Genomic DNA, 21,064 nt, shown 5'->3' on the forward strand with positions numbered 1-21,064 from the left:
CTCCTACAGCTGCTCCCACATTCATTACTCAGGTCTCCCCCCAAAGAGCCCCCTGAACAAGAGTCCCAGGCTATGAACACCGAATACCGCAAATCCCTTCCCGGCACCGAGCTGGAGTATTTCGACACCCGTGCGGCTGTCGATGCCATCCAGCCTGGGGCCTATGACAAACTGCCGTACACCTCACGGATTCTCGCCGAGCAGCTGGTACGACGTTGCGCTCCGGACGCACTGACGGATTCGCTCAAGCAGCTGATCGAGCGCAAGCGCGACCTGGATTTTCCCTGGTACCCGGCCCGGGTGGTCTGTCATGACATCCTCGGTCAGACCGCTCTGGTGGATCTGGCCGGTCTGCGTGACACCATCGCCGAGCAGGGTGGTGACCCGTCCAAGGTCAACCCGGTAGTGCCGACCCAGCTGATTGTGGATCACTCCCTTGCCGTGGAACACCCGGGCTTTGAAGAAAATGCTTTCGAGAAAAACCGGGCGGTGGAAGAGCGCCGCAACGAAGACCGTTTCCACTTTATCAACTGGACCAAGACAGCCTTTGATAACGTGGACGTAATTCCCCCGGGCAACGGCATCATGCACCAGATCAACCTGGAGAAGATGTCTCCGGTAGTTCAGGTGCGTGATGGTGTTGCCTACCCGGATACCTGTGTCGGTACTGACAGCCATACACCCATGGTGGATGCACTCGGTGTGATTTCCGTCGGGGTAGGGGGCCTGGAAGCAGAAAACGTGATGCTGGGTAACCCCTCAATGATGCGTCTGCCCGACATCGTCGGCGTGGAGCTGAGTGGTAAACTCCGCCCGGGCATTAACGGTACTGACCTGGTACTGGCAATCACAGAATTCCTGCGTCGCGAGCGTGTGGTGGGTGCCTACCTGGAATTCTTCGGTGAAGGGGCTGACAGCCTGTCCGTGGGCGACCGTGCAACCATTGCCAACATGACGCCTGAGTATGGCGCCACCGCCGGCATGTTCTTCATCGACGACAACACCCTGGAATATCTGAAGCTGACCGGCCGCGAAGACAAGCAAGTGGCGTTGGTGGAAAATTATGCCAAGGCCACTGGCCTGTGGGCAGACAGTCTCAAAGGTGTCGAGTACGAACGCGTCCTCAAGTTCGACATGACCAGCGTTGGCCGCAACCTGGCCGGTCCGTCCAACCCGCATTCCTTGCTGCCAGCCTCAGAACTGGCCAGCCGCGGCATCTCCGGCAAGTGGGAAGAGAAAGAAGGTGAAATGCCAGATGGCGCAGTGATCATTGCCGCCATCACCAGCTGCACCAACACCAGCAACCCGCGCAACATGATTGCCGCCGGCCTGATCGCCCGCAACGCCAATAAGCTGGGTCTGATCCGCAAACCCTGGGTGAAATCCTCCCTGGCGCCGGGTTCCAAGACGGTGAAAATGTACCTGGAAGAAGCCAATCTGTTGCCAGAATTGCAGGATCTGGGCTTCGATGTCGTGGCGTTTGCCTGTACCACCTGTAACGGCATGAGCGGCGCGCTCGATCCGAAGATCCAGAAAGAAGTGATCGACCGCGATCTGTACGCCACGGCGGTACTGTCCGGTAACCGTAACTTCGATGGTCGTATTCACCCGTACGCCAAGCAGGCTTTCCTGGCCTCACCGCCGCTGGTAGTTGCTTACGCCATTGCCGGTACCATCCGTTTCGATATCGAGAAGGATGTGCTGGGCCATGATCAGGACGGTAACCCGATCATGCTCAAGGATATCTGGCCTGCGGATGAAGAGATTGATGCCATCGTCAAGGCATCAGTGAAGCCGGAGCAGTTTCGCAAGACCTACATTCCCATGTTCGAGAAGAAAGGTGACGGTGAGCGCGCTGCCAGCCCGTTGTACGACTGGCGTCCGCAGAGCACCTATATCCGCCGTCCGCCTTACTGGGAAGGGACCATGGCCGAGGCTCGTGCCCTGAAAGGCATGCGTCCGCTGGCAATCCTGCCGGACAACATCACCACCGACCACCTGTCGCCGTCCAATGCCATCCTGCTGGACAGCGCTGCGGGCGCCTACCTGGACAAGATGGGATTGCCGGAGGAGGACTTTAACTCCTACGCCACCCACCGCGGTGATCACCTCACCGCCCAGCGCGCCACCCTGGCCAACCCGAAACTGTTCAACGAAATGGTCAAGGACGAGCAGGGCAATGTGATTCAGGGGTCTCACGCTCGGGTCGAGCCGGAAGGCGAAGTGAAGCGTATGTGGGAAGCTATCGAGACCTACATGGATCGCAAGCAGCCGCTGATCATCATCGCCGGCGCCGACTATGGTCAGGGCTCGTCCCGTGACTGGGCGGCCAAAGGCGTAGCACTGGCAGGTGTGGAAGCCATCGTCGCCGAAGGCTTCGAACGCATTCACCGTACCAACCTGATCGGTATGGGCGTGATGCCTCTGCAGTTCGAGGAAGGTACCACCCGCAAGACCCTGGGCCTGGATGGCACCGAGATCTTCGACGTGGAAGGTGAGCGCGCGCCGGGTGCGACCATGACCCTGGTGATCCACCGCGCCAATGGTGATGAGGAACGCGTACCGGTGATCTGTCGGCTGGACACCGCGGAGGAGGTCTCCGTGTACTCCGCCGGTGGTATCCTGCAGAAATTCGCCAAGGATTTCATGGCAGAAGCCAGCTAAATCATTCGCCTGATAATGCGGGCAATGCCCCAACAGCAAACCGTTGGAGCCTTGCTCGCAAGGTGAAGAATTTGAAACCCCGATGGCTTCGCACGTCGGGGTTTTTTTGAAGGAGAAACTCGCATGGCTCATGCACCTCAAATTAAAGTCCCCGCCACCTATATGCGTGGCGGCACCAGCAAAGGCGTCTTTTTCAGCCTCACCGATCTGCCGGACGTGGCCCAGGTGGCCGGCGAAGCCCGTGACAAGCTGCTGCTGCGAGTCATCGGCAGCCCGGATCCCTATGGCAAACACACCGACGGCATGGGCGGCGCCACATCCAGCACCAGCAAGACGGTGATTCTGGCCAAGAGCGAAAGCGCCGACCACGATGTGGATTACCTGTTTGGCCAGGTGTCCATCGACAAGCCGTTCATCGACTGGAGCGGCAACTGCGGCAACCTTACGGCTGCAGTAGGGGCCTTTGCCATCAATAACGGGCTGATCGCCGCCGACCGTATTCCCGAAAACGGCATTGCCGTGGTGCGCATCTGGCAGGTGAATATCCAGAAAACCATTATCGCCCATGTGCCGATCACCAAAGGTGAAGTCCAGGAAACCGGTGACTTCGAGCTGGACGGGGTGACCTTTCCGGCCGCGGAAGTACAGGTTGACTTCATGGACCCGGCAGACGGTGACGGCGCCATGTTCCCCACCGGCAATGTGGTTGACGAGCTCGAGGTCCCCGGTGTGGGGTCCTTCCCGGCGACCATGATCAATGCCGGTATCCCTACGGTTTTCGTGAATGCAGAAGATATCGGCTACACCGGTACCGAGCTGCAGGGTGACATCAACGAAAACAAGGACGCCCTGCAGAGGTTCGAGACCATTCGTGCCTATGCTGCCGTGCGTATGGGGCTTATCGAGAACATTGAGGAAGCGGAAGCCCGTCAGCACACCCCCAAGATTGCCTTTGTCTCCAAACCGAAAGCCTATGCCGCCTCAAGTGGTAAGCAAATCGGCGAGGCGGATGTGGACCTGTTGGTGCGAGCCCTGTCCATGGGCAAGCTGCATCATGCCATGATGGGAACTGCCGCAGTCGCTATCGCCAGCGCTTCGGCAGTGCCGGGCACCCTCGTCAATCTGGCAGCCGGTGGTGGCGAGCGCGACAGCGTGACCTTCGGCCATCCCTCCGGCACCCTGCGTGTCGGCGCTGGAGCCCAGCAAGTTAACGGTCAGTGGACTGCCACCAAAGCCAGTATGAGCCGCAGTGCCCGCGTGCTGATGGAAGGCTGGGTGCGTGTCCCTGGTGACTGCTTCTGACTTGCCAGGCTGATTTCACTTTGTGAGCTAAGCTCCAACAACATTTATCCCCGTTGGAGCCTTGCTCACAAGGCGAATACCTACCGATTTAGTCTCCTCCAGCCCTTGACCCTCCGCCATCCTGGGGCGACCCTGAAAGCCAACCCAGCAAGGGGAGGCTTCTGCCATGTCCACCAACGTCGACCACAATGAACGCCCGGATTACGATAAGGAAATCCAGGCTATCGCCGACTATGTCCTCAATTACAGAATTGACTCGGAAGAGGCGTGGGACACGGCCCGCTATTGTCTGATGGATACCCTGGGTTGTGGTCTGCTGGCGTTGCGTTTCCCGGAATGCACCAAGCATCTGGGGCCTTTAGTGGCAGGAACCCTGGTTCCCCATGGTGCCCGGGTCCCTGGAACCCCGCATCGACTGGACCCGGTCAAAGCCGCCTGGGATATTGGCTGTACCATCCGCTGGCTGGACTATAACGACACTTGGCTGGCTGCGGAGTGGGGGCATCCGTCGGATAATCTGGGTGCGATCCTGGCTGTGGCAGACCACCTATCTCAACAGAGGGCGGCACAGGGTGGGGAGCCGCTGACCATGAAAGATGTCCTCGATGCCATGATCCGGGCTCATGAAGTACAGGGTGTATTGGCGCTTGAGAATTCTTTCAATCGGGTCGGGCTTGACCATGTGGTGCTGGTAAAAGTGGCGTCCACTGCGGTTGCGGCAAAAATGATGGGTGCCAACCGCGAACAGCTCTTGTCTGCGATTTCCCATGCCTGGGTGGATGGCCAATCACTGCGTACCTATCGCCATGCTCCCAATGCGGGTTCGCGGAAATCCTGGGCCGCCGGGGATGCCACCAGTCGAGCCGTGCGGCTGGCCGATATTGCCCTTAGGGGAGAAATGGGGATACCCGGTGCCCTTACCGCAGAACAGTGGGGCTTCTACGACGTGCTGTTCTCCAAAACCAACAAGGATCAGAAGGTCAAACCTGACGCGGAGCGAAAATTCCGTTTTCAGCGGGACTATGGCTCATACGTCATGGAGAATATTCTCTTCAAGCTTAGCTTCCCGGCTGAGTTTCATGCCCAGACGGCCTGTGAAGCTGCTGTTACGCTGCACGCCCAGGTAAAGGACCGTCTCGACCAGATCGACAAGATCGAACTCACCACCCACGACTCGGCCATTCGCATCATTTCCAAACAGGGTGCGCTGGCCAATCCGGCCGACCGGGACCACTGCCTGCAATACATGGTTGCCGTACCGCTAATATTCGGTGAATTGACTGCCGAGCACTATGAGGATGACTTCCACAAAAGCCATCCCTTGATCGACACCCTGCGTGACAAGATGGAAGTGCAGGAAGACAAGCAGTACTCAGCGGATTACCACGACCCGGCCAAACGCTCTATCGCCAATGCCATCCGGATAGTCTTCAAGGACGGCACCCACACGGACAAGGTGGCCGTAGAGTATCCCATTGGTCATCGTCGTCGCAGAGAGGAGGGCACCCCCGTTCTGGAAAGCAAATTCCGACGAAACCTGCTGACCAGTTTCCCGCGAGCGAGAGCAGAACGTATTCTAGAACTCTGCCGGGACCGTGATGAACTGGAAGCCATCCCAGCCAACGAGTTCATGGACATGCTTGCGCTCTAGACCTGTAAAGCCAATGAGTCAGGCCTTTCTCCGTAGGAGCTATGCTTGCATGGCGAACCCTCCCCACGCCTTCAATATTCGTGCACAACTCCTGCAGAGCCCAAGCATCCACAATCCCCGTCAAAGTGTGCATATTTGTAACAGATTTGCTATTTTTCCGGCGCACGTATATTCATAGAAAGCGTAAACTCTATGTTTACTAGCCATAACCCATTGAAATAACTGAAAATTAAAACCTAACATCGTGTAGTGTTTGTGTTAACACATGTTGTCGATCGTTATCATGCTGTGTAGTCTTGTGGCATAAGTCACCAGTCCTGCCTCAAGCACCTTACGGCCAGACTGATAACAACAAAACAGAGGTCACAGTGCGGCGCAACAACTCCCTTTCCCACTTGCTGCTGGGAGCGGCCCTCACCCTCGGCGCTTCCCAGGTAATAGCTCTGCAAGAGCTGGATGACTCCTCGCTGTCTGATGTGCAGGGCGCAGGTTTGGCCTTTGCCATGGATGATTTCAGTTTTCGCTTTGCACCTACCAGCTATATAGAACTGACCGGAACCCAAGCACAGGGTGCAGGTTGGGAACGGGGTGATGCCCGTTACTACGGCCTTTCCATTACCAATGGAGAGCAAATCGCCGGTATGGATTGGCATGGTTCAGGCTGTGGCTCCGGCGGGGCTTTCGGCAATGATCACCTTGCTTGTCCAATGGGTACGGACAATGGTGGGGGAATCGGTGCCTTTGCCTCCATTTACGACCCCTACGTCTTGCGTGCCTACAAATACGAAGGCTATGACTATTCGGGCGCTTACCTCAGCACCCCTGCAAATATGCCTACCGTGATGGAGTTGATAGGCCCCAGCGATACTGACCGCTGGCGCTGGTCTTTCTGGGGTGAGCTTGAGGTGGATCGGTTAAATAACAATCCGGCCGATGGTGCTCTCAATAATAGCTATAACGTTGGTGGTGCCGATTTCCTTCAGAGCCAGACCATAATCCACGGCAAACCGGTAACGACAGATGGCAGGCCCGCTCGACTTAGACTGATGCGCACCACCGGTATGGACTCAGCACTCTACCCTTGGGCTGACTCCAATACGTTTGGCATTAACTACGAAAGTGCTCTTTCGGGCGACTTCCGCTTCTCTGTGCGTCAGAAAGCAAACTCTGAAGATCGCCTGCATTGGGTGCCGGACTTTGAAGATAATGAAGGCATGTACTTCAAAAATGTTGATGCCTATCTGCCTCTTGGACAATTGCACTACCAGGCATTGACTCTCGATGCAGTAAGAAGTGGCAGCGAGCGTGGTAATTTTATTATCGAATTAACCCGAATTCCCAATATTGCTGCAGTTTATGAGGATTTCTACTGTGATGGTCCCTGCAACATTAATGGTAACGGGGAAATCCAGAACCCTAACGAAGATACTCTTGGCTATGTTCGTTGGGGCGACTTTACTGATTTTGATTTAAATGGCCCGTCGGGATTGCCCGGTGCCACTGATACTAACAATGGCATTTATTTCGTTGGTGGGGGAACTGAACCAAGTCCGGGGGCTGGCGTCACTGCCAGTACTCAGGATGTCACAAATATTGGTATTTCTCGTATTGAAGGAATGCGAATACACCATATGAAAATCACCACCTTGGGAGCAGGGCAATGATGAATAGGGCTCTGAGCACTCAATTCAGCATATCGCCCTCTCCTGTTGTGAGAGGCAAAGCCTTTTGGGCTGCGCTAGTTGCAGGAATCTCAATGTTTTTTGCTATCCCGGGCTATGCACTGGAGCGCATGGATGATTCTGAAATGGGTGCCGTCACTGGTCAGGAAGGTGTTCTTATCAGCCTGGAGTATTATTACAACAGTGATCCCTCACCTGGTGTGAATCAGGGCGCGGCGTTAGGTGGCGCATTTGGCTGCAGCGCTCCAAATGGAGGGACAAGTCTTGCTAATCAGAATTGTCGTCTCGCATTGCAGCTCGAAAACCGCGACTTTGGTTGGCTGGTATTTAAAAACGGGCATGCCTCAGTGGTGATGAATCGCTTGAGCTTGGATGCTGCTTTTCTGGGCGGAGATCCGGTAGCCGACAACGGTGTCAGCACAGCTAATAAAGCAATAGCCTTGAATGATGAAAAATTCCGGGATGAATCAGGGGCTTGTCTTTTTGGTGATTGCACCACCACGTGGATCGATAACTCTCCTGCGGTTCGTGCCCAGTACATAGAAACTGGCGGTATTTATACTGCAGGTTCTCCTGGGCAGCCGGGCACTAGCACTGGTTATAACGATGTACTTCTGGGTATGTATGTTGAGGGCCTTGCTGTTGAATACAATCAACCGCAAGCCGGTGATAGCTGGACTGCTGCTCCAGGCTGGCAGGCCAATAATTTTGGCTCTTTCCTGGGTTTTGAAATAGCCGATAACAATGGTCATCAAGCCGGTATTGCCATCGGCGGCAACTTCTACATGTACGGGTTCTGAGCATGAGAAAACGCAGAATAACAACACAACGCGTTTGTATTCAGTTGACCCGTCCGTTACTTACAGGCGGTCTGTCAGCATCACTGCTGATCGCAGCTGTTCCTTGCTCAGCCATGCAGGCCTTGGATGACAGTGCCCTAGCAGGTGTTTCTGGGCAGGACGGGTTGACCATAAACCTTGAAGCAACAGAGGGTTGGAGCGCAGATAGTATTAAATGGAAGCCTGACGCCGCAGAACTCAGTCTCAATACTATTGATCTCACAGGGGTCGAAAGTGATGGCACTTTGGCAGGCTCTGATCCGGCTGCAGCTACTTTTACGGTTGACGCTGGTACCGCCGGAGATGGTGTGCCCCTGATGGCGCTGGGTCTTCATACAGACAATCGTATACGTGTGCGCACTGATTCATTGACTATTCCTTCCGCGAGCAACACTCGTTCCATGGGGACATTTGCCTTCGACTTCGAAGGTGGTATCGACCTTGTTAATAATGGCATTTTGAACATGGGCTATAACAAGGCCTATCTTCTGGGTGAAATCCGTGATGGTGATCTGTTCTATCGTCAAGGAGACGATACTAATCACTGGATAGCGCTGCATGATTTCGCTCTTCGTTGGGAAATTCAGGAAGGCACCTTGGGGGTTGAGGATCAGTCTATCGTGCATCGGGCAGGTAACCCGTTTGACCCAAACGCAGTTTCTGGGCCTTCATCAGAAATACCAACGTCTTCGAACATCCAAGCTTCAGATTTGATCAATTTAGCGTTGGACTTCGATTTAATCTATGGGCAGAAAGTTGGTGCGGAAGAGTTCCGCATTACCAATAACGCAAGAGGTTTAATGCATTTTGGTTTTCTGGGCAGTGTTCGTGACGCTGAACTGAAGTGGATGTCAGGCGGTGTTTGGCAAGGAGCGACTGCCGGTGCTTTTGATCCCAATGGTGTAAATGCTGTGACTTCGGAAGGGTTACGCTTTAGCTCCCAATGGGATTATGTGAATCTCGACGACATTGCTGCGAATAACTTCCTTTCTGCGGAAAACGAATTTCGCTGGAAGCTTGGTGAAACTGCAGATGTTGCAAGCGTAGATCGGTCCAGAGTCAACTTTGAGCTTGGTGACTGGACTATGTGGGGCGAACGGACAGAGCGAAAACCATCGGCGCACTATTTTCCTTTGATTGCAATAGATGTGATTAATGGAGCAGGGCAGGGCCCGGGCGGACTCTGCTGGGGCCATGGAACCAATTTCCAGGCTGCTGGTTGTGCTAGTGCAGGTGGGCAGTTTATTAATATTCAGCCTGGGCGGATTGGCAATTATTACGGCTTTACCCATGGCGGTGATTCAGGGGCTCTAGCCATTGTTGTTCGCGACGGGCAACTTCAAGCGTACTCTCGAAAAGTGCGGCTTCTTGAGAGGCAGTCAGATGGAGAAACAGTAAATACCCGAGAATTTGATTGGGGGCTCATCTATTCATTGGCAAATATTGATGCCAACTTTTATTTGTATCCCGGCGGCAGTCGTTATGATTCCGGGTCGGCTTCTTATGTCGGCGGAGATGGCATTATTGCTGATATCTTGCTCAAATCACAAACCCTAGATGCCAGCAATGAGCTTCAAACACAGAACTGGGATCACGGCACACATCTGATGATTGCTGATACTGAAGCCAACATGGGCATTGGCTTTATGAGTTCAAGTTTTGTAGTGGCTGGTAACGATACCCGGATCTGGGTAAAACCACAGGTTGGAAACGACTATTACTCCGGTGGTGTCGATATCTTTTCCCCTGAAGCACGCTTCAACTACCGTGCCACTTTTGGTGGAGGCTTGTTGCCTGGCCATCCCGACTACGACCCTGATAGCACGACTCGCGCTCAGACAGTCAATGGAGCCAACCTGGATTTGAATTTGGAGGGGTTGGTAAATCTACGTTTTTCACCATCTGATCCTGCTTCAACTGCAGGCAATAACTATTTGGGGTATAGCGGTGCTTTGAGCCTTGGTGCTGGCCATAGCGATGGCATGTCGGGGGCCACTACTGACTTGTCTAATTGTGGTTCTCTTGGTGATACGAATTGCGGTAGTTACCTTTCTATCGCTGAACCAAGCCAGCCTGAAGCAGCAATTAGGCTTGCCAATATTACTGGCGACTTTGCTTTTACGGAGGGCAGGGTGGACATTGTCGGCACTGGGGAAAGAGCTGCGAGCCCTGAGCCAAAGATGATAATTGCCAACAATATAAAGTTAGGCTACGCCGCGGCAGATCACCTAACTGATATTCTCGATACCGTTCCAGGAATTTCCAGTGTTAATGCCGGGCAGCCCGTCATTATCGATAGCATTATGCTGGGTGATGCTAGGCTTGGGGGCATGGTTATCCCCTCCGCTCAGATTCATTCCAGCATTACCTTGGAGCCACAAAGCGCCGCGGTACCCTTTTCACCTTAATTTGAGTCGAATATTGGCTGCCAATGGCTTGCTCTTCTGCAGAAAGCAAATAGGGATTAGCCGCGTTAACAGTATTCTCTTAACGGATCTCGAAGATGGTTAAAAGAGAGAAAATAATAATTGAACGATCAGTTTTCTTTCAGAAAAAGAAGGAAACTGCTCGCGCTCGAGGCATGCTCATGAATCTCTCTGGTATTGGTTCTCTATTACATAAAAAAAGTTTCTCCCAAGTTTCCGGGTTGGTACTTAACTCTATGCTGCTGCCTGCAGTACTAATGCTTTCGCTAATCTCTCCTGTTGCTATTGCAATGACCGAAATGAAAGATAGCGAACTTTCTGCTGTTTCTGGTCAGGCTCTTCTACAAATGAATAAAACACCTGGAGCAGGATCATCCTCTGACGTCACTTTCTATAAAGCAGGATTAGATGCTGAATTAGAACTGAATTTAAATATCGAGAAGTTACAGTTAGGCTGCACTGCAGGTGCTATTAATGGCCAATATTGTGATATCGACATTGATCGAGTAAGTCTGAGTGGCCGCAATTGGTCAACTGACCGCCCCGAGTCCTCTGCTTTGTTAACTCGTCCTTTCTTTGAGTTCGCTATTAAGAATGATCAAACCGCTACGTTAAGGGAGGTCATGGGAATTCGGTTAAGTGCCGAAAATGCATTTGGGATGATGACTTTTGGTGATCAGACAGAAGGTATGTCTGAAGCGAATAGTAACAATGGTATCAACAGTTTGAGTGGCTACATGGAAATCGGTTCAGCGACGGGGGTGGCGCAAACGACGTCACGCCCTATGAGCTATGCCAATACAACTTTCAATGGGCAAAACTATGCAGGTTTGGGGCAACCGATAACTGGCAACCTCTGGTTGACTGTTCTCGGCATAATTAACGATGTCGTAGGTGTTACCTCGACTGATTACAATTTAATTCTGGATTCAGCAACAGCAAATGTAGTTACAAATCCTACTACAGTTTCAGGGAAACGATTGACGGAGGTCAATCTACAGGGTGCGGCTACAATTAACCCTATTAACTTTGCAGGCCCGATGCAGGCTAATGTTCAAAACTTGCTCGGACTTGGTATTGACTTGGATCTAGACAAGGAAGTTACCGGGACCATAACGGGCTTGACCGCTGATGTGCCGATTGTAGAAAGCTTGGGATTTATTCATAAGCTTGATATCGACAACCCATTTTCTTTGTCAATGCAGTCCAATGACGTGTTGTGGCCCGGTGCAGCTACTGTGGCTCAGCAGGGCTGGTGGTTGGCTTTTGAAGATGAAATCGATATCGGAAGTATTAGTCCAGCGAACGAAGTGGCATTGACTAATGATGTTTTGTTGCAAGTACTGAATGGCGCCACAGGCAATGCTGGTACAGGGACTAATTGCACCACAGCCAGTGTCAATTGTGCGCTTTTCCGTGGTTTGGGAACGCGAAATGGCGAGCCTTACGGAATTCGTTGTAATGGGTTGAATGCCTGCCTGGGTGGCTCTTTGCCTATCGGCACTGTTAACGTACCACGCGAAGTAGTTTTCCCTTTGGAAAATTTGAAGCTTGGTGCCCAGAATGTCACGCCGAATTGTTACGGTTCGGCTAGATTTTGTTAGTATCCAAGCATGCTTAATCGTCAGTGAGGCTCAATCAGTAGCGGCTTAGGTGTAATAATTCTTAGCTGAATGGTTGCGGTGTCGGGTGGTATTTTCAGGTCTTAGGCTCGACTCAAAGCTCCAATCTTGAGATGGTTTTAAGAGTTATTTCATTTTGCAGAGGTTTTAGCGTGGAAGTTTCGCGTGGTCTCACCAGCATATTTGGCTCAAAGAAATGGCAGGCGATATTGTTATTCCTTGTCTTTTCAATTTTTTATATTTTTCTCGCCTGGGTTGTTAGCGGAGGGGACACTTGGTGGATTATTGATATTATCAATGGTACGAACGTTTTTTATGGAGATGATGCGTATCGTTTTTTTCTAGCTAGATCAGCTTGGCTTGACCCGTCACTTTACTCATATAATTTTGTGCTGCCAGGTGCTTTGATTCTGGATGGCCTCATAATATCACTTTCCGGTGCAGACTTATTCTTTTCCAGGAGTATGCATGCCGTGCTGGGGGGGGGGGCTCTTTGTTTTCTATGGGGGGCTGGTAGAAGTTTAGGTATAAACAGAACAATTATGACCGCGGCGATCCTTGTCATGGGACTGATTCCACGTTTTGTTTTTACTACGTTAAGTTTTTATGGGGAGTCTTGGGCTACTTTCTTCATTTGCTTTGCTCTGTGGGCATTCACCCGTAATCATTACTATTTACTGGCACTTGCTGCTGGACTTTTACCTCTTATTCGACCCGAAGGGATATTCTTTTTAGGCTTTATTTGGCTTTATATGATTAAGGAGATGCGCTGGAAAGAGGCTGCAATAATTATTGCTCCAGGAGTTTTCTATTGTATATTCCTAATTGTTCAGCTTCCTGCTTTTTCAGACTATAGCCTTTGGCGAACAGAGTTAACAAAAATCCTTGAAAAAATTCCCTTTAATCTTAGCAAGTGGGAAATTCTTGAAACCTATACTTGGCTAATATTGATTCCTTCAATTTTTGGCTTACTTTATCGGCCTGTGTGGCGTATCTGGCCTTTTTTGCTGGCTGGCCTAGCTTGGATGTTGAGTCTTCAGCTCACAGTCATGTTTGATTTGGCAAAGTTTGAAGAGCGCTATACTCTTGTTTTACTTCCTGTTTTGATAATCTTGTGGGCCTCCTTTCTTGCATGGACATGCAGTAAAATAGATAATTTTATTCCAGCTAATTACGTTAAGTTAATAATAATTGGTGTTTTTACTGCTTTTGTGGTTTTGGACGGCTTTAGGCAGTTAAACCAGATAGATAATAAAATCCAAGAGAAAGGCTTTTATTGGGTGGCAGGCAGGATTATTGATGCTAAATGGGAGGAGATTTTTATACATCACTCACGTGATGCCTTGGCCGCCAGGGAATCGATGTCAGAAACCATAGAAACCACGTTAAACATGGACTATGGAATTGATAAGCTGGTAATACAAGACCCTTTTCTTTACTACAATATTGACCCTAATAACATACCATCACATGTAACCGTCGGTTATCCCGCGACAACGTACATGGTTTTTCATCTTCTTTTAAATGGACAGGTTTTTATTCAGCATTCTCGTAATAAAATGTATAGCTACTTACGCTTTGGAGAGCCAGACTTTCGAGACGGTGAAAAACGAGCTTTATATGTGGACTTAATGCCAATTAATAATTATCCCTTTACTTGGAAATATAATGGTCTGCTCTACGAACTATATCTTTTTTCATATATTGAGTCTTACGAACCAGAAAATGATATCCGGTTGATTCCACCACTTACCCAGAGAAAAATTAATAATGCATGGCGGGATTGGATGCTTGAATATAACAAATCTTCAAACTGATGTAAGTAAATAGTTTCTTCTTCTTTGGATCTATAAATGCATTTTACCTTAATGCGGATTGCTTTTGATTGATTTTAGAAATGTAACTTTATTTTATATTAGATAATGGCAGCTACATGATATATACAATTAATGGCATGGATGTTTTTATTAACGTATCTGGCCCGATTGTTGTTGGTAATGATTTATGCCTTATTGATTCAGATGATAACTTATCGGAAAATTGTTCATGGAAAGAGCTTGGTTTCTCTGTAATTAAAATGCTCAGCCGAGAAGATCTTGCTTTATTGGTGGAAGGCATCTCGGATTTAGTGTTGAAAGGATTAATATATGCAGGTTGCAATGTGAAGTCCGAAGAATTTGCGCTTGAAAATTATCATCTATATTGTACCGATCAAGATACACACCTTAAAGTCGTTGCTTTTTTAAAGAGCATGGGTAGCCTTCATAATCTTCCTATCAGTCATACTATCCTGGATGAGCTAATCAGTAACCACTGTGGGGTGTTAGTTTCAAGTCAAATTTCTTCTCAAGTTGCATCAGGTCGTTTCTTCGTTCGCCTCGTTCGCCCTTTTCCCCTTAAGGATAACAACCCTCCCCATAAAGATGTCTGGTTAGATCGGTTACGGAATGCGATCAACTTGTATTTGCCATTAGCGGGGAGTGATGAAAACTCATCGCTTTCTCTCGTTCCAGGCAGTCATTTGTGGCAGGAGTCCGAGATTCCTAGAACAAAGGTGGGGGCAGTGGTTGACGGTGTTAAGTATAGTGTTCCAGCTGCAGTGATTGAAGATAATGTTCTTGATATGATAAGACCAAAAGTAGAGCCAGGAGAGGCAATGCTTTTTTCTCCATATCTGATACATGGTGGAGCGGTCAATTTTAACGAAGATAAAACGCGCGTTTCTCTGGAAATGCGTTTTTGGAAGTGCTCAAGTTGATGCCGAGTGCGAACATCGAAAGTGCTCCTAAAACTAGTGCCGGAAACAAAGTTGTGCCTCTCCAAAGGAGCACAGCCGCTGCAGCGGTAGTAGGGGGAACCCATAAAATCAATAGCGCCGTTGCAACGGCCTCGAGCCCTCCTGAGCCAGCAGGTAGTAATGTCAAACGTCCAGCGCCCATAGCCATAAATTGGACAACTGCTACTGTGACCCAGGTGATATCAGCATCGAGTAGGTGCAAACAGGCATAGAGTATAGAAAACTGAGTAAGCCAATATAATATTGAGCTAGCAGAGACCATTGTTTTTATGGTGACTGGAGTGGCCCCCAAAGCCCTCCACGCTCTTTTCATCATAACATATTGTCTTGTTATGAATCTTTTGAAACGTGGTGTACCGTGCGTTTTATATAACAACCATTCAACGGCAATAATTAATTTTCGGTTATAACAGATAAGAGCAGTCAACATTATAATGAAAAAAATAAAAGAAAATGTCGTCATTGCCATGTTCAAAGTAACTCCTGCCTCCGCCCATTTTTGCAGGTTGACAATGTAAAGAATTAGGGAAGACGCCAGCATGAGAATAACGTCAATTAAAAAAAGCAAGGAAAAAGCGACAACAGTTGTTGTGGGATGAATTGACATTTTTCTTAAGAAACTTATAGCAGTTATAGGGCCGCCAAACCCTGCGGGCGTCACTTTGACAGAGAAATCACACGCAATGATCAATGCCAATGCCTTGAAAAAACTCAGTTTTTTTTCGTCATCATTCAGCAATAAAAAAACACGGGAGGCATTAAAGAGCCAAGTAAGCATCACTAGTGATATGAGCATAGAAATCGCCAGAGGAGATGTCTCCGCTAAGAGCGATAAAGCTGCTGTTCCACCAAAAAAAACCGGGATCGATGCGCCGATGCCAAGCGACATCACCAAGAGAAAGAATGTGCGTTTTTTCATGAAGTGCTCAAGTTCTATATCGCCCCATAGATTGTATCTTTTAATATGCAAAAAAATCAATCAACTTTCTGGTATGATTTTAGTGTAGTTGTTATGTCTAAAGTGCCAAGAACATACTTTCAAATGTTTCGTTTTTTTTTCAGTGGTAGCGGATCGTGGGCAACTATTTTTTTGTTAGTAAGCTTTTTAACTGGCAAGTCTATCGCTGGTTGGACGTTATGGGATATCTTTATTTTTTCTGGGTTTTTTCTGTTGCGAGGAATTTTTGAGTGGTTGACCCATGCCTTTTTCTATCATGCAAAAAAGATCCCATTTCTAGGGTTTAGAATAAAAGGTGATGTATGGCGCCAACATATGAAGCATCATAAAGACCCCCGCGACCTCAAGAGAATATTGATCACATATAAAGGTGTATCTATACCGCCTATTGTGTTTTTTGTCTTTACATTGGTTGTTTCAAGTAATGTGAGTCTTTCATTTTCACTGGCACTTGCATCTTTAATGCTTGGGGCTTTTGTTGAGCTGGGGCACTTGATCTGCCATTGTGAGATACGTCATCGAACAGAATTTATGAAGCGCTTTGTGTTGCTTCATCGCCATCATCATTCGACTGACCCTAATAGTTGTTATGGCTTAACCTCCACACTTGGTGACAGAGCTTTTGGGACGTTTTATTGACCATTGGGTAATCAAGGTGAATTAACAGGTAATCTACGATGAGCTTATTTCGTTCAGATGGTCGCTATTATGACGTGAATTTTTTTGAGTACACGCCGGCCGATGCAGAGCCCGAGTCTCTTCCTCTTTCAGCTTTATTCTTTAAAGTGGTTTCACTTTTCTCTCTGGGTGATGAATGTCTAGATTTAGCGAGTAAATGCCGCCAATGGTTTGGGGTTAATAAAGTTCTTTGGGGTGTAAGAAAAGATGCTAAGGGTTACTCGCTAGAGTTTTATTTTTATTACCCCGCTAAGTATCCGAAAAACTCACTGTCTTCAGTTGTGGATTTTGCTGAGAGTTTTTACGCAATTGATATTGATCTTCCGGAGATAGGTGGTGACGCGGATTTTTACCTTACTTCGATGAATATAACTGACGGTGTCCTCTCTGATATCAATGTGTATAAATCTTTACTAGACCCTAAGTCAGACCCTTTTTATTTTGAAGATAAAGGCTTGATTATTGATCGGAATGACCCAAGATTTTGCTCCTTTTCTCTTTGGAATGTGGGCGATAAACCAAAGAAAATGAATAATTACTGGGGGTATTTTGATGGCAAAATATTACATCGCTTGCTTTCTCGGGTTTATTGTCTTGCTGCTATGAAATTCCCTGCCGAGCCGCCGTTAAAATCATACGATTTCCTTGAATGCTGTTATGAATATTGCAGAAATTCGGTTTTTAGTGATGCTCTTGTTGCCGACAAAGATAATGCAATTGGCCTTTATTTTCTACATCTTAATATTGATGAATTTATTTCTTTTCTGTCCACACATGGTTATGCAGCCGCTTTTATTAATTATATAAAGAATAACAAGAAGCTTTTTTCTCATATCAAGTTTGACGTTGGCCTTGATTTTTATCTTTCTGATGGGGGCTTTCATATAAAGAAAACCGCTTTCTGGGGGACACTTTAATATATGTCTGGTGAGAGTAGTGGGGAGGCCGTAGTCTCTTTTTCTCGTCTTGTAGTGCTGACGGGCGCGGATCCTGATTTGCTAATAATGCATTCATTTTTTCGGGAGCTTGATGATTTTGCAAGTAATCTTGATATAGAGGTTGTGTGGCGAATAATTGATGGGCTAAAAGCTTACCCCTCTTCGTTTTCGGGGTTTGATTTTGCTGCTAACTCGGTTCGCGTTGAATGGAACTCTCCTTATGCAGCTTTGTCTCATGCCGAGGCTATAGCTTATGGATTTTTTTTATCCCAGGCAGAATTTGTGGTTATGATGTCCCCTGATATGGTGGGTAATATTAAAGATATTCCTAAGTTTATACTTGAAATTAAAAATGGGGCCCCTGTTGTTGCTGCCTGGAGGAAAAAAAGAAATGGTGTTTCAATTTTAAGAGTGGCCTTGACAAAGGTTTTCAATGGTTTTGCAAAAACTGTCTTTGGTCTATCAGTTCATGACGTTAATACAAGCATGGCGCTTGTTTCTCCTGCAGCTATTTCTTTTTTTCTGAATGTCTCTGATGATTGCCCTTCACCTGCCTTGCATACCGCCAGAACGTTAAAGAGGGAAATTAGGGAGGTTCCCATAACTGTTGACGAATTTCCTGGCAAAACCAGTGTATACAGTACCGGGATGCGAATTCGGGTCGGAATAAAAAGGGTTAAAGAGATTTTTTTATATTATCTTTGGAGTTTTTGTCGTAGAGATGACTGATTACGATACTATAAAAAAAATGGCCAACCATTCGATGGTGCTTGCCGCTTACGAGAAATTCAATTCTCTCAGAGTTTCTGAATATCCTGATATGAATTATTTTGGGTTGAATTTTCTAAACGGCAAGATTTCCAGTGTAAAGTTTTATTTTTCTATATATAGAAGAATTAATGCGGGCGATGTCGAGGCATTTCTTCCAACTGCTGATGACTTCATGAAGTACTACCACCTTTGGGAGTCCTCAAAGGTTCGTACTGGTTCGCATACCGGCTGTGCTTTTAGTGTTAAGTTCAAAGGGGACGAGGAGCCGGAGGTTGGCTTCCATTATCGTTTGATTGAAAATTCTGAATCTTTCAGGCTGGTTGGTCAGCCTAAAACTTTGCCATTTTCAATCGATGAACTAGGAACTAGACCAGGTATCAATTATGAATATGGTCCCAGAGGGCGAGTTATTAGGCGAAGATATTATTACCTTGAGCGCCAAGTACACAAAGATTACGTTGCACAAAGATTCTGTTGGCCGTTTGCAAGTAGTTGCCGGCTATGTGAATTAACTGAATTTGGTGATAGAGCTAAGGTGATTTTCTGGACGCCGGATTATATTAAAAAATATCTTGATCGGCCTGACCCTTTTGATGAGAACGCTCGCTCAGTGATTTCTCGATTGAATAATGAATACGGCTTGGTAAATGCCATGGATGGTTTTTACGAGGAAAATGGGACCGTTTCTTCTTACTTCTTTAATACTATCGGCCCCAAAACAGGGAATATCAATGAAGGTAAAAGAAACTTTCATATGGATACGCTAAAGCTGTTTCTCAAGTAGCGTCATAAATTACTCAGTTACAAAGTCTACCATAAGGTTGAATCGAATATTGTCAGCATGGCTTATGCTTTCGTGTGGAAGGCTGTAGTCAAACAATGCGGTATCCCCCATAAACGCTATTTCGTGGCGCTTGCCATCACAGATTAATTCACAGTTACCGCCTTTCAAGTCGTTGAGCAAAAGATGGAAAATGTGTCGTTGTCGATTATGGGAATGAAGACCTAAATGTGCCTTGGGTCCCAGAGCGGAAATGCAGGCATACTCGATCCCGCTCACGTTTTGCAGTAAATCTACAGTCTTAGGAAAGGCGCCTTGGATTGCGTGTAGATCATGACCTGTCTTGTAGAGGCTCATCATTGTGTAGTTGCCTTCACGTAGGTCATAGCCGACCGCTGCTGTGTTAATGGCGTTATCCCAAGTCCATTGATTGGAGGGGAAGTCTATAGCCATATCTGTGAGTAGCGCTTTCTTCACATGGCTATTATTTTGAAGGGCTGCTTGTAACTCATCACTGACCTGGGTTGCATTGTCAGCAAGCTGTTTCAAGTATGGATAGCGAGTTGCGTCGAGGAACATGGGTCCGCTTTTCGGTTGATTTATATTTATAGGTTATAATTTAAGACGTAAAGCATAACGGGTCGACTCTGCTCCCGTATTCATTCTCTCAAGAACCCGACTCGCTGAGCGGTTATTCAGTGATACACAAGTTTGTACGGAATCAAATCGCGCCAGCGCGTGCTCGGCCAGACTGTAAATAATGGGGTAGTAGCTGCCTATTGCATCTGGGGAGGATATGTAAATACCGTTGCTCATCGTTTGCACATCGACACCAGCATAGTTTAGATCTTGTTGTTCTATGGCACCACAGGCCTGGACTCGGCCATTCTTTTCAATCACTAGGGCAATTCTGTTGGCTTCGTTACCGTCGAGAAGCTTTTCAAGCCAGATCTGGTAAAGCTTGCGGGTCTTGGCCGCTGCAAGATGTGTGTCGCGGGAAAAGCGGCTTTCGAAATTATTGTGTACTGCTAATTGCATTACTTTCGGTTTGTCATGTGAGTCATATTCACGCACCTGGGATAGGAATTTCGGTGCTTTGATGCCCTTGAGTGATGTCCAGCGATATTCGCGTTTGATGTCAAGAATTTCTGCGCCCAGATCGAGTAGGGTATTCAGACAGAGGTAGTCGTCGATGTCTACCTCACAGGATATATGCAGGCTATTGTCTTTTTGGTTTGCGACACGCAAGGTATCACGGAGCAAGTTGTTGAGAGCGCTAGCGGGGCAGCCAGAGGCTGCGGCAAGACTGAGCTTAGCCATAGATAGACCAAAGTGCTGAGTATCCCAGCTAAGAGGTTTGATAGCGCAGGCGGCGACTATTTCATGTTTGCTGCTGATGGTACTGCAGGCGCCTCCTGATTCAACGGCAGAAACTAATTCGTGCTTGAAAAGGCGCTGATGGGCGGTACTGCTTAGTTGTGGGTGCCCCCTGTAGCGGTCATAGATGTTCAAAGCGTCTAAATTTAGTTCGGCGATCCTGTCAATTTTGTGGAATTCCGCGCTGTTGGCTGGTAACTGTGATGCTATCACGCGTCCTCCTGTCCCGATTTGTTTGGTTTCAGGCGCATATCGCAAATCCATTCGAATGACTTGAGTTGATTTTGCCTGAATGATCTAACTGGCGCGACTTTAATGACAGGTTAGGGAGGCCGGATTGGCCTAGTCATGACTGGCGTTTTACATTAAATGGAACCAAAGTGCTGGCACTGAATTGGCGGCCACAGGTGCAGTTGGGCAGGGGGTGCGTGATACTGGCGCGTTTTATTTAGGATGTTGATGTGCATGTCGAAGCTGGTCGATTTACCTGATGGGCCTTACGCTAAACAATGACAAAACAACAGCTCGGAAAGGTATGCTGTTCGCGGGTGGGCCGGGCTCTCGACTGCACCCAATAA

16 protein-coding genes are annotated in these 21,064 nt (G+C 48.3%); 13 read left to right on the plus strand and 3 right to left on the minus strand.

From position 1 onward, the window contains the following. The first annotated feature begins 72 nt into the window (after positions 1 to 72). The 9 genes from acnD to ACMG4M_RS08955 all read left to right on the plus strand — a co-directional run bounded on the left by acnD (position 73) and on the right by ACMG4M_RS08955 (position 14,944). On the plus strand, positions 73 to 2,664 hold the full coding sequence (gene acnD / locus ACMG4M_RS08915) for a Fe/S-dependent 2-methylisocitrate dehydratase AcnD (protein ID WP_339840356.1): 2,592 nt from the start codon (positions 73 to 75) through the stop codon (positions 2,662 to 2,664). Between the two features lie 123 nt (positions 2,665 to 2,787). After that, a complete protein-coding gene (gene prpF, locus ACMG4M_RS08920; protein WP_035244320.1) occupies positions 2,788 to 3,966 on the plus strand; it encodes a 2-methylaconitate cis-trans isomerase PrpF in 1,179 nt (392 codons plus the stop codon). Between the two features lie 166 nt (positions 3,967 to 4,132). After that, on the plus strand, positions 4,133 to 5,617 hold the full coding sequence (locus ACMG4M_RS08925) for a bifunctional 2-methylcitrate dehydratase/aconitate hydratase (RefSeq protein ID WP_272974989.1): 1,485 nt from the start codon (positions 4,133 to 4,135) through the stop codon (positions 5,615 to 5,617). Positions 5,618 to 5,985: 368 nt separating this feature from the next. Then, entirely contained in the window at positions 5,986 to 7,281 is a 1,296-nt protein-coding gene (locus ACMG4M_RS08930) for a hypothetical protein (protein WP_339840358.1), read from the plus strand. Between the two features lie 92 nt (positions 7,282 to 7,373). Continuing rightward, a complete protein-coding gene (locus ACMG4M_RS08935; protein ID WP_272998407.1) occupies positions 7,374 to 8,099 on the plus strand; it encodes a hypothetical protein in 726 nt (241 codons plus the stop codon). 2 nt (positions 8,100 to 8,101) lie between these two features. Further along, positions 8,102 to 10,546: a DUF6160 family protein gene (locus ACMG4M_RS08940; protein ID WP_272998408.1), complete on the plus strand. Its 2,445-nt coding sequence runs from the start codon at positions 8,102 to 8,104 to the stop codon at positions 10,544 to 10,546. Positions 10,547 to 10,641: 95 nt separating this feature from the next. Continuing rightward, a complete protein-coding gene (locus tag ACMG4M_RS08945; RefSeq protein WP_272998409.1) occupies positions 10,642 to 12,168 on the plus strand; it encodes a hypothetical protein in 1,527 nt (508 codons plus the stop codon). 170 nt (positions 12,169 to 12,338) lie between these two features. Continuing rightward, a complete protein-coding gene (locus ACMG4M_RS08950; protein ID WP_414429836.1) occupies positions 12,339 to 14,003 on the plus strand; it encodes a hypothetical protein in 1,665 nt (554 codons plus the stop codon). Between the two features lie 116 nt (positions 14,004 to 14,119). Continuing rightward, positions 14,120 to 14,944, plus strand: a complete 825-nt coding sequence (locus ACMG4M_RS08955) for a phytanoyl-CoA dioxygenase family protein (protein ID WP_272998411.1) — start codon at positions 14,120 to 14,122, stop codon at positions 14,942 to 14,944. Here ACMG4M_RS08955 and ACMG4M_RS08960 read toward each other — a convergent pair. After that, a complete protein-coding gene (locus tag ACMG4M_RS08960) occupies positions 14,886 to 15,902 on the minus strand; it encodes a lysylphosphatidylglycerol synthase transmembrane domain-containing protein (RefSeq protein ID WP_339840365.1) in 1,017 nt (338 codons plus the stop codon). The genes ACMG4M_RS08955 and ACMG4M_RS08960 overlap by 59 nt on opposite strands. Positions 15,903 to 15,947: 45 nt before the next feature. Between ACMG4M_RS08960 and ACMG4M_RS08965 the strand changes: the two genes are divergently transcribed. The 4 genes from ACMG4M_RS08965 to ACMG4M_RS08980 are packed head-to-tail and all read left to right on the plus strand — an operon-like array spanning position 15,948 to position 19,112. Then, entirely contained in the window at positions 15,948 to 16,580 is a 633-nt protein-coding gene (locus ACMG4M_RS08965; protein ID WP_414429837.1) for a sterol desaturase family protein, read from the plus strand. Positions 16,581 to 16,618: 38 nt separating this feature from the next. Further along, positions 16,619 to 17,536, plus strand: coding sequence for a hypothetical protein (locus tag ACMG4M_RS08970; protein ID WP_272998415.1), 918 nt, complete (start codon positions 16,619 to 16,621; stop codon positions 17,534 to 17,536). Positions 17,537 to 17,539: 3 nt separating this feature from the next. Continuing rightward, on the plus strand, positions 17,540 to 18,286 hold the full coding sequence (locus tag ACMG4M_RS08975) for a hypothetical protein (protein WP_272998416.1): 747 nt from the start codon (positions 17,540 to 17,542) through the stop codon (positions 18,284 to 18,286). Then, complete coding sequence (locus ACMG4M_RS08980) at positions 18,279 to 19,112, plus strand: hypothetical protein (protein ID WP_272998417.1); 834 nt, start codon at positions 18,279 to 18,281, stop codon at positions 19,110 to 19,112. Before ACMG4M_RS08975 ends, ACMG4M_RS08980 begins: the two co-directional genes overlap by 8 nt. A 9-nt stretch (positions 19,113 to 19,121) precedes the next feature. Here ACMG4M_RS08980 and ACMG4M_RS08985 read toward each other — a convergent pair whose 3' ends face one another. After that, positions 19,122 to 19,688 carry an aspartyl/asparaginyl beta-hydroxylase domain-containing protein gene (locus ACMG4M_RS08985; RefSeq protein WP_414429838.1) on the minus strand — a complete coding sequence of 189 codons (567 nt, stop codon included), beginning with the start codon at positions 19,686 to 19,688 and terminating at the stop codon, positions 19,122 to 19,124. A 33-nt stretch (positions 19,689 to 19,721) separates the two neighbouring features. Next, a complete protein-coding gene (locus ACMG4M_RS08990; RefSeq protein ID WP_414429839.1) occupies positions 19,722 to 20,750 on the minus strand; it encodes a hypothetical protein in 1,029 nt (342 codons plus the stop codon). Between the last annotated feature and the right edge of the window lie 314 nt (positions 20,751 to 21,064).

Origin of the sequence: Alcanivorax sp. IL3 (assembly GCF_047495465.1) — a bacterium.
GTDB classification, from domain to species: Bacteria; Pseudomonadota; Gammaproteobacteria; order Pseudomonadales; family Alcanivoracaceae; genus Alcanivorax; species Alcanivorax jadensis.

Bases quoted from the DNA above. Each gene is read 5' to 3' on its own strand.
- acnD (WP_339840356.1), top strand. From the start codon at position 73: ATGAACACCGAATACCGCAAATCCCTTCCCGGCACCGAGCTGGAGTAT.
- prpF (WP_035244320.1), top strand. From the start codon at position 2,788: ATGGCTCATGCACCTCAAATTAAAGTCCCCGCCACCTATATGCGTGGC.
- ACMG4M_RS08925 (WP_272974989.1), top strand. From the start codon at position 4,133: ATGTCCACCAACGTCGACCACAATGAACGCCCGGATTACGATAAGGAA.
- ACMG4M_RS08935 (WP_272998407.1), top strand. From the start codon at position 7,374: ATGTTTTTTGCTATCCCGGGCTATGCACTGGAGCGCATGGATGATTCT.
- ACMG4M_RS08940 (WP_272998408.1), top strand. From the start codon at position 8,102: ATGAGAAAACGCAGAATAACAACACAACGCGTTTGTATTCAGTTGACC.
- ACMG4M_RS08945 (WP_272998409.1), top strand. From the start codon at position 10,642: ATGGTTAAAAGAGAGAAAATAATAATTGAACGATCAGTTTTCTTTCAG.
- ACMG4M_RS08955 (WP_272998411.1), top strand. From the start codon at position 14,120: ATGATATATACAATTAATGGCATGGATGTTTTTATTAACGTATCTGGC.
- ACMG4M_RS08960 (WP_339840365.1), bottom strand. From the start codon at position 15,902: ATGAAAAAACGCACATTCTTTCTCTTGGTGATGTCGCTTGGCATCGGC.
- ACMG4M_RS08965 (WP_414429837.1), top strand. From the start codon at position 15,948: ATGCAAAAAAATCAATCAACTTTCTGGTATGATTTTAGTGTAGTTGTT.
- ACMG4M_RS08970 (WP_272998415.1), top strand. From the start codon at position 16,619: ATGAGCTTATTTCGTTCAGATGGTCGCTATTATGACGTGAATTTTTTT.
- ACMG4M_RS08975 (WP_272998416.1), top strand. From the start codon at position 17,540: ATGTCTGGTGAGAGTAGTGGGGAGGCCGTAGTCTCTTTTTCTCGTCTT.
- ACMG4M_RS08980 (WP_272998417.1), top strand. From the start codon at position 18,279: ATGACTGATTACGATACTATAAAAAAAATGGCCAACCATTCGATGGTG.
- ACMG4M_RS08985 (WP_414429838.1), bottom strand. From the start codon at position 19,688: ATGTTCCTCGACGCAACTCGCTATCCATACTTGAAACAGCTTGCTGAC.
- ACMG4M_RS08990 (WP_414429839.1), bottom strand. From the start codon at position 20,750: ATGGATTTGCGATATGCGCCTGAAACCAAACAAATCGGGACAGGAGGA.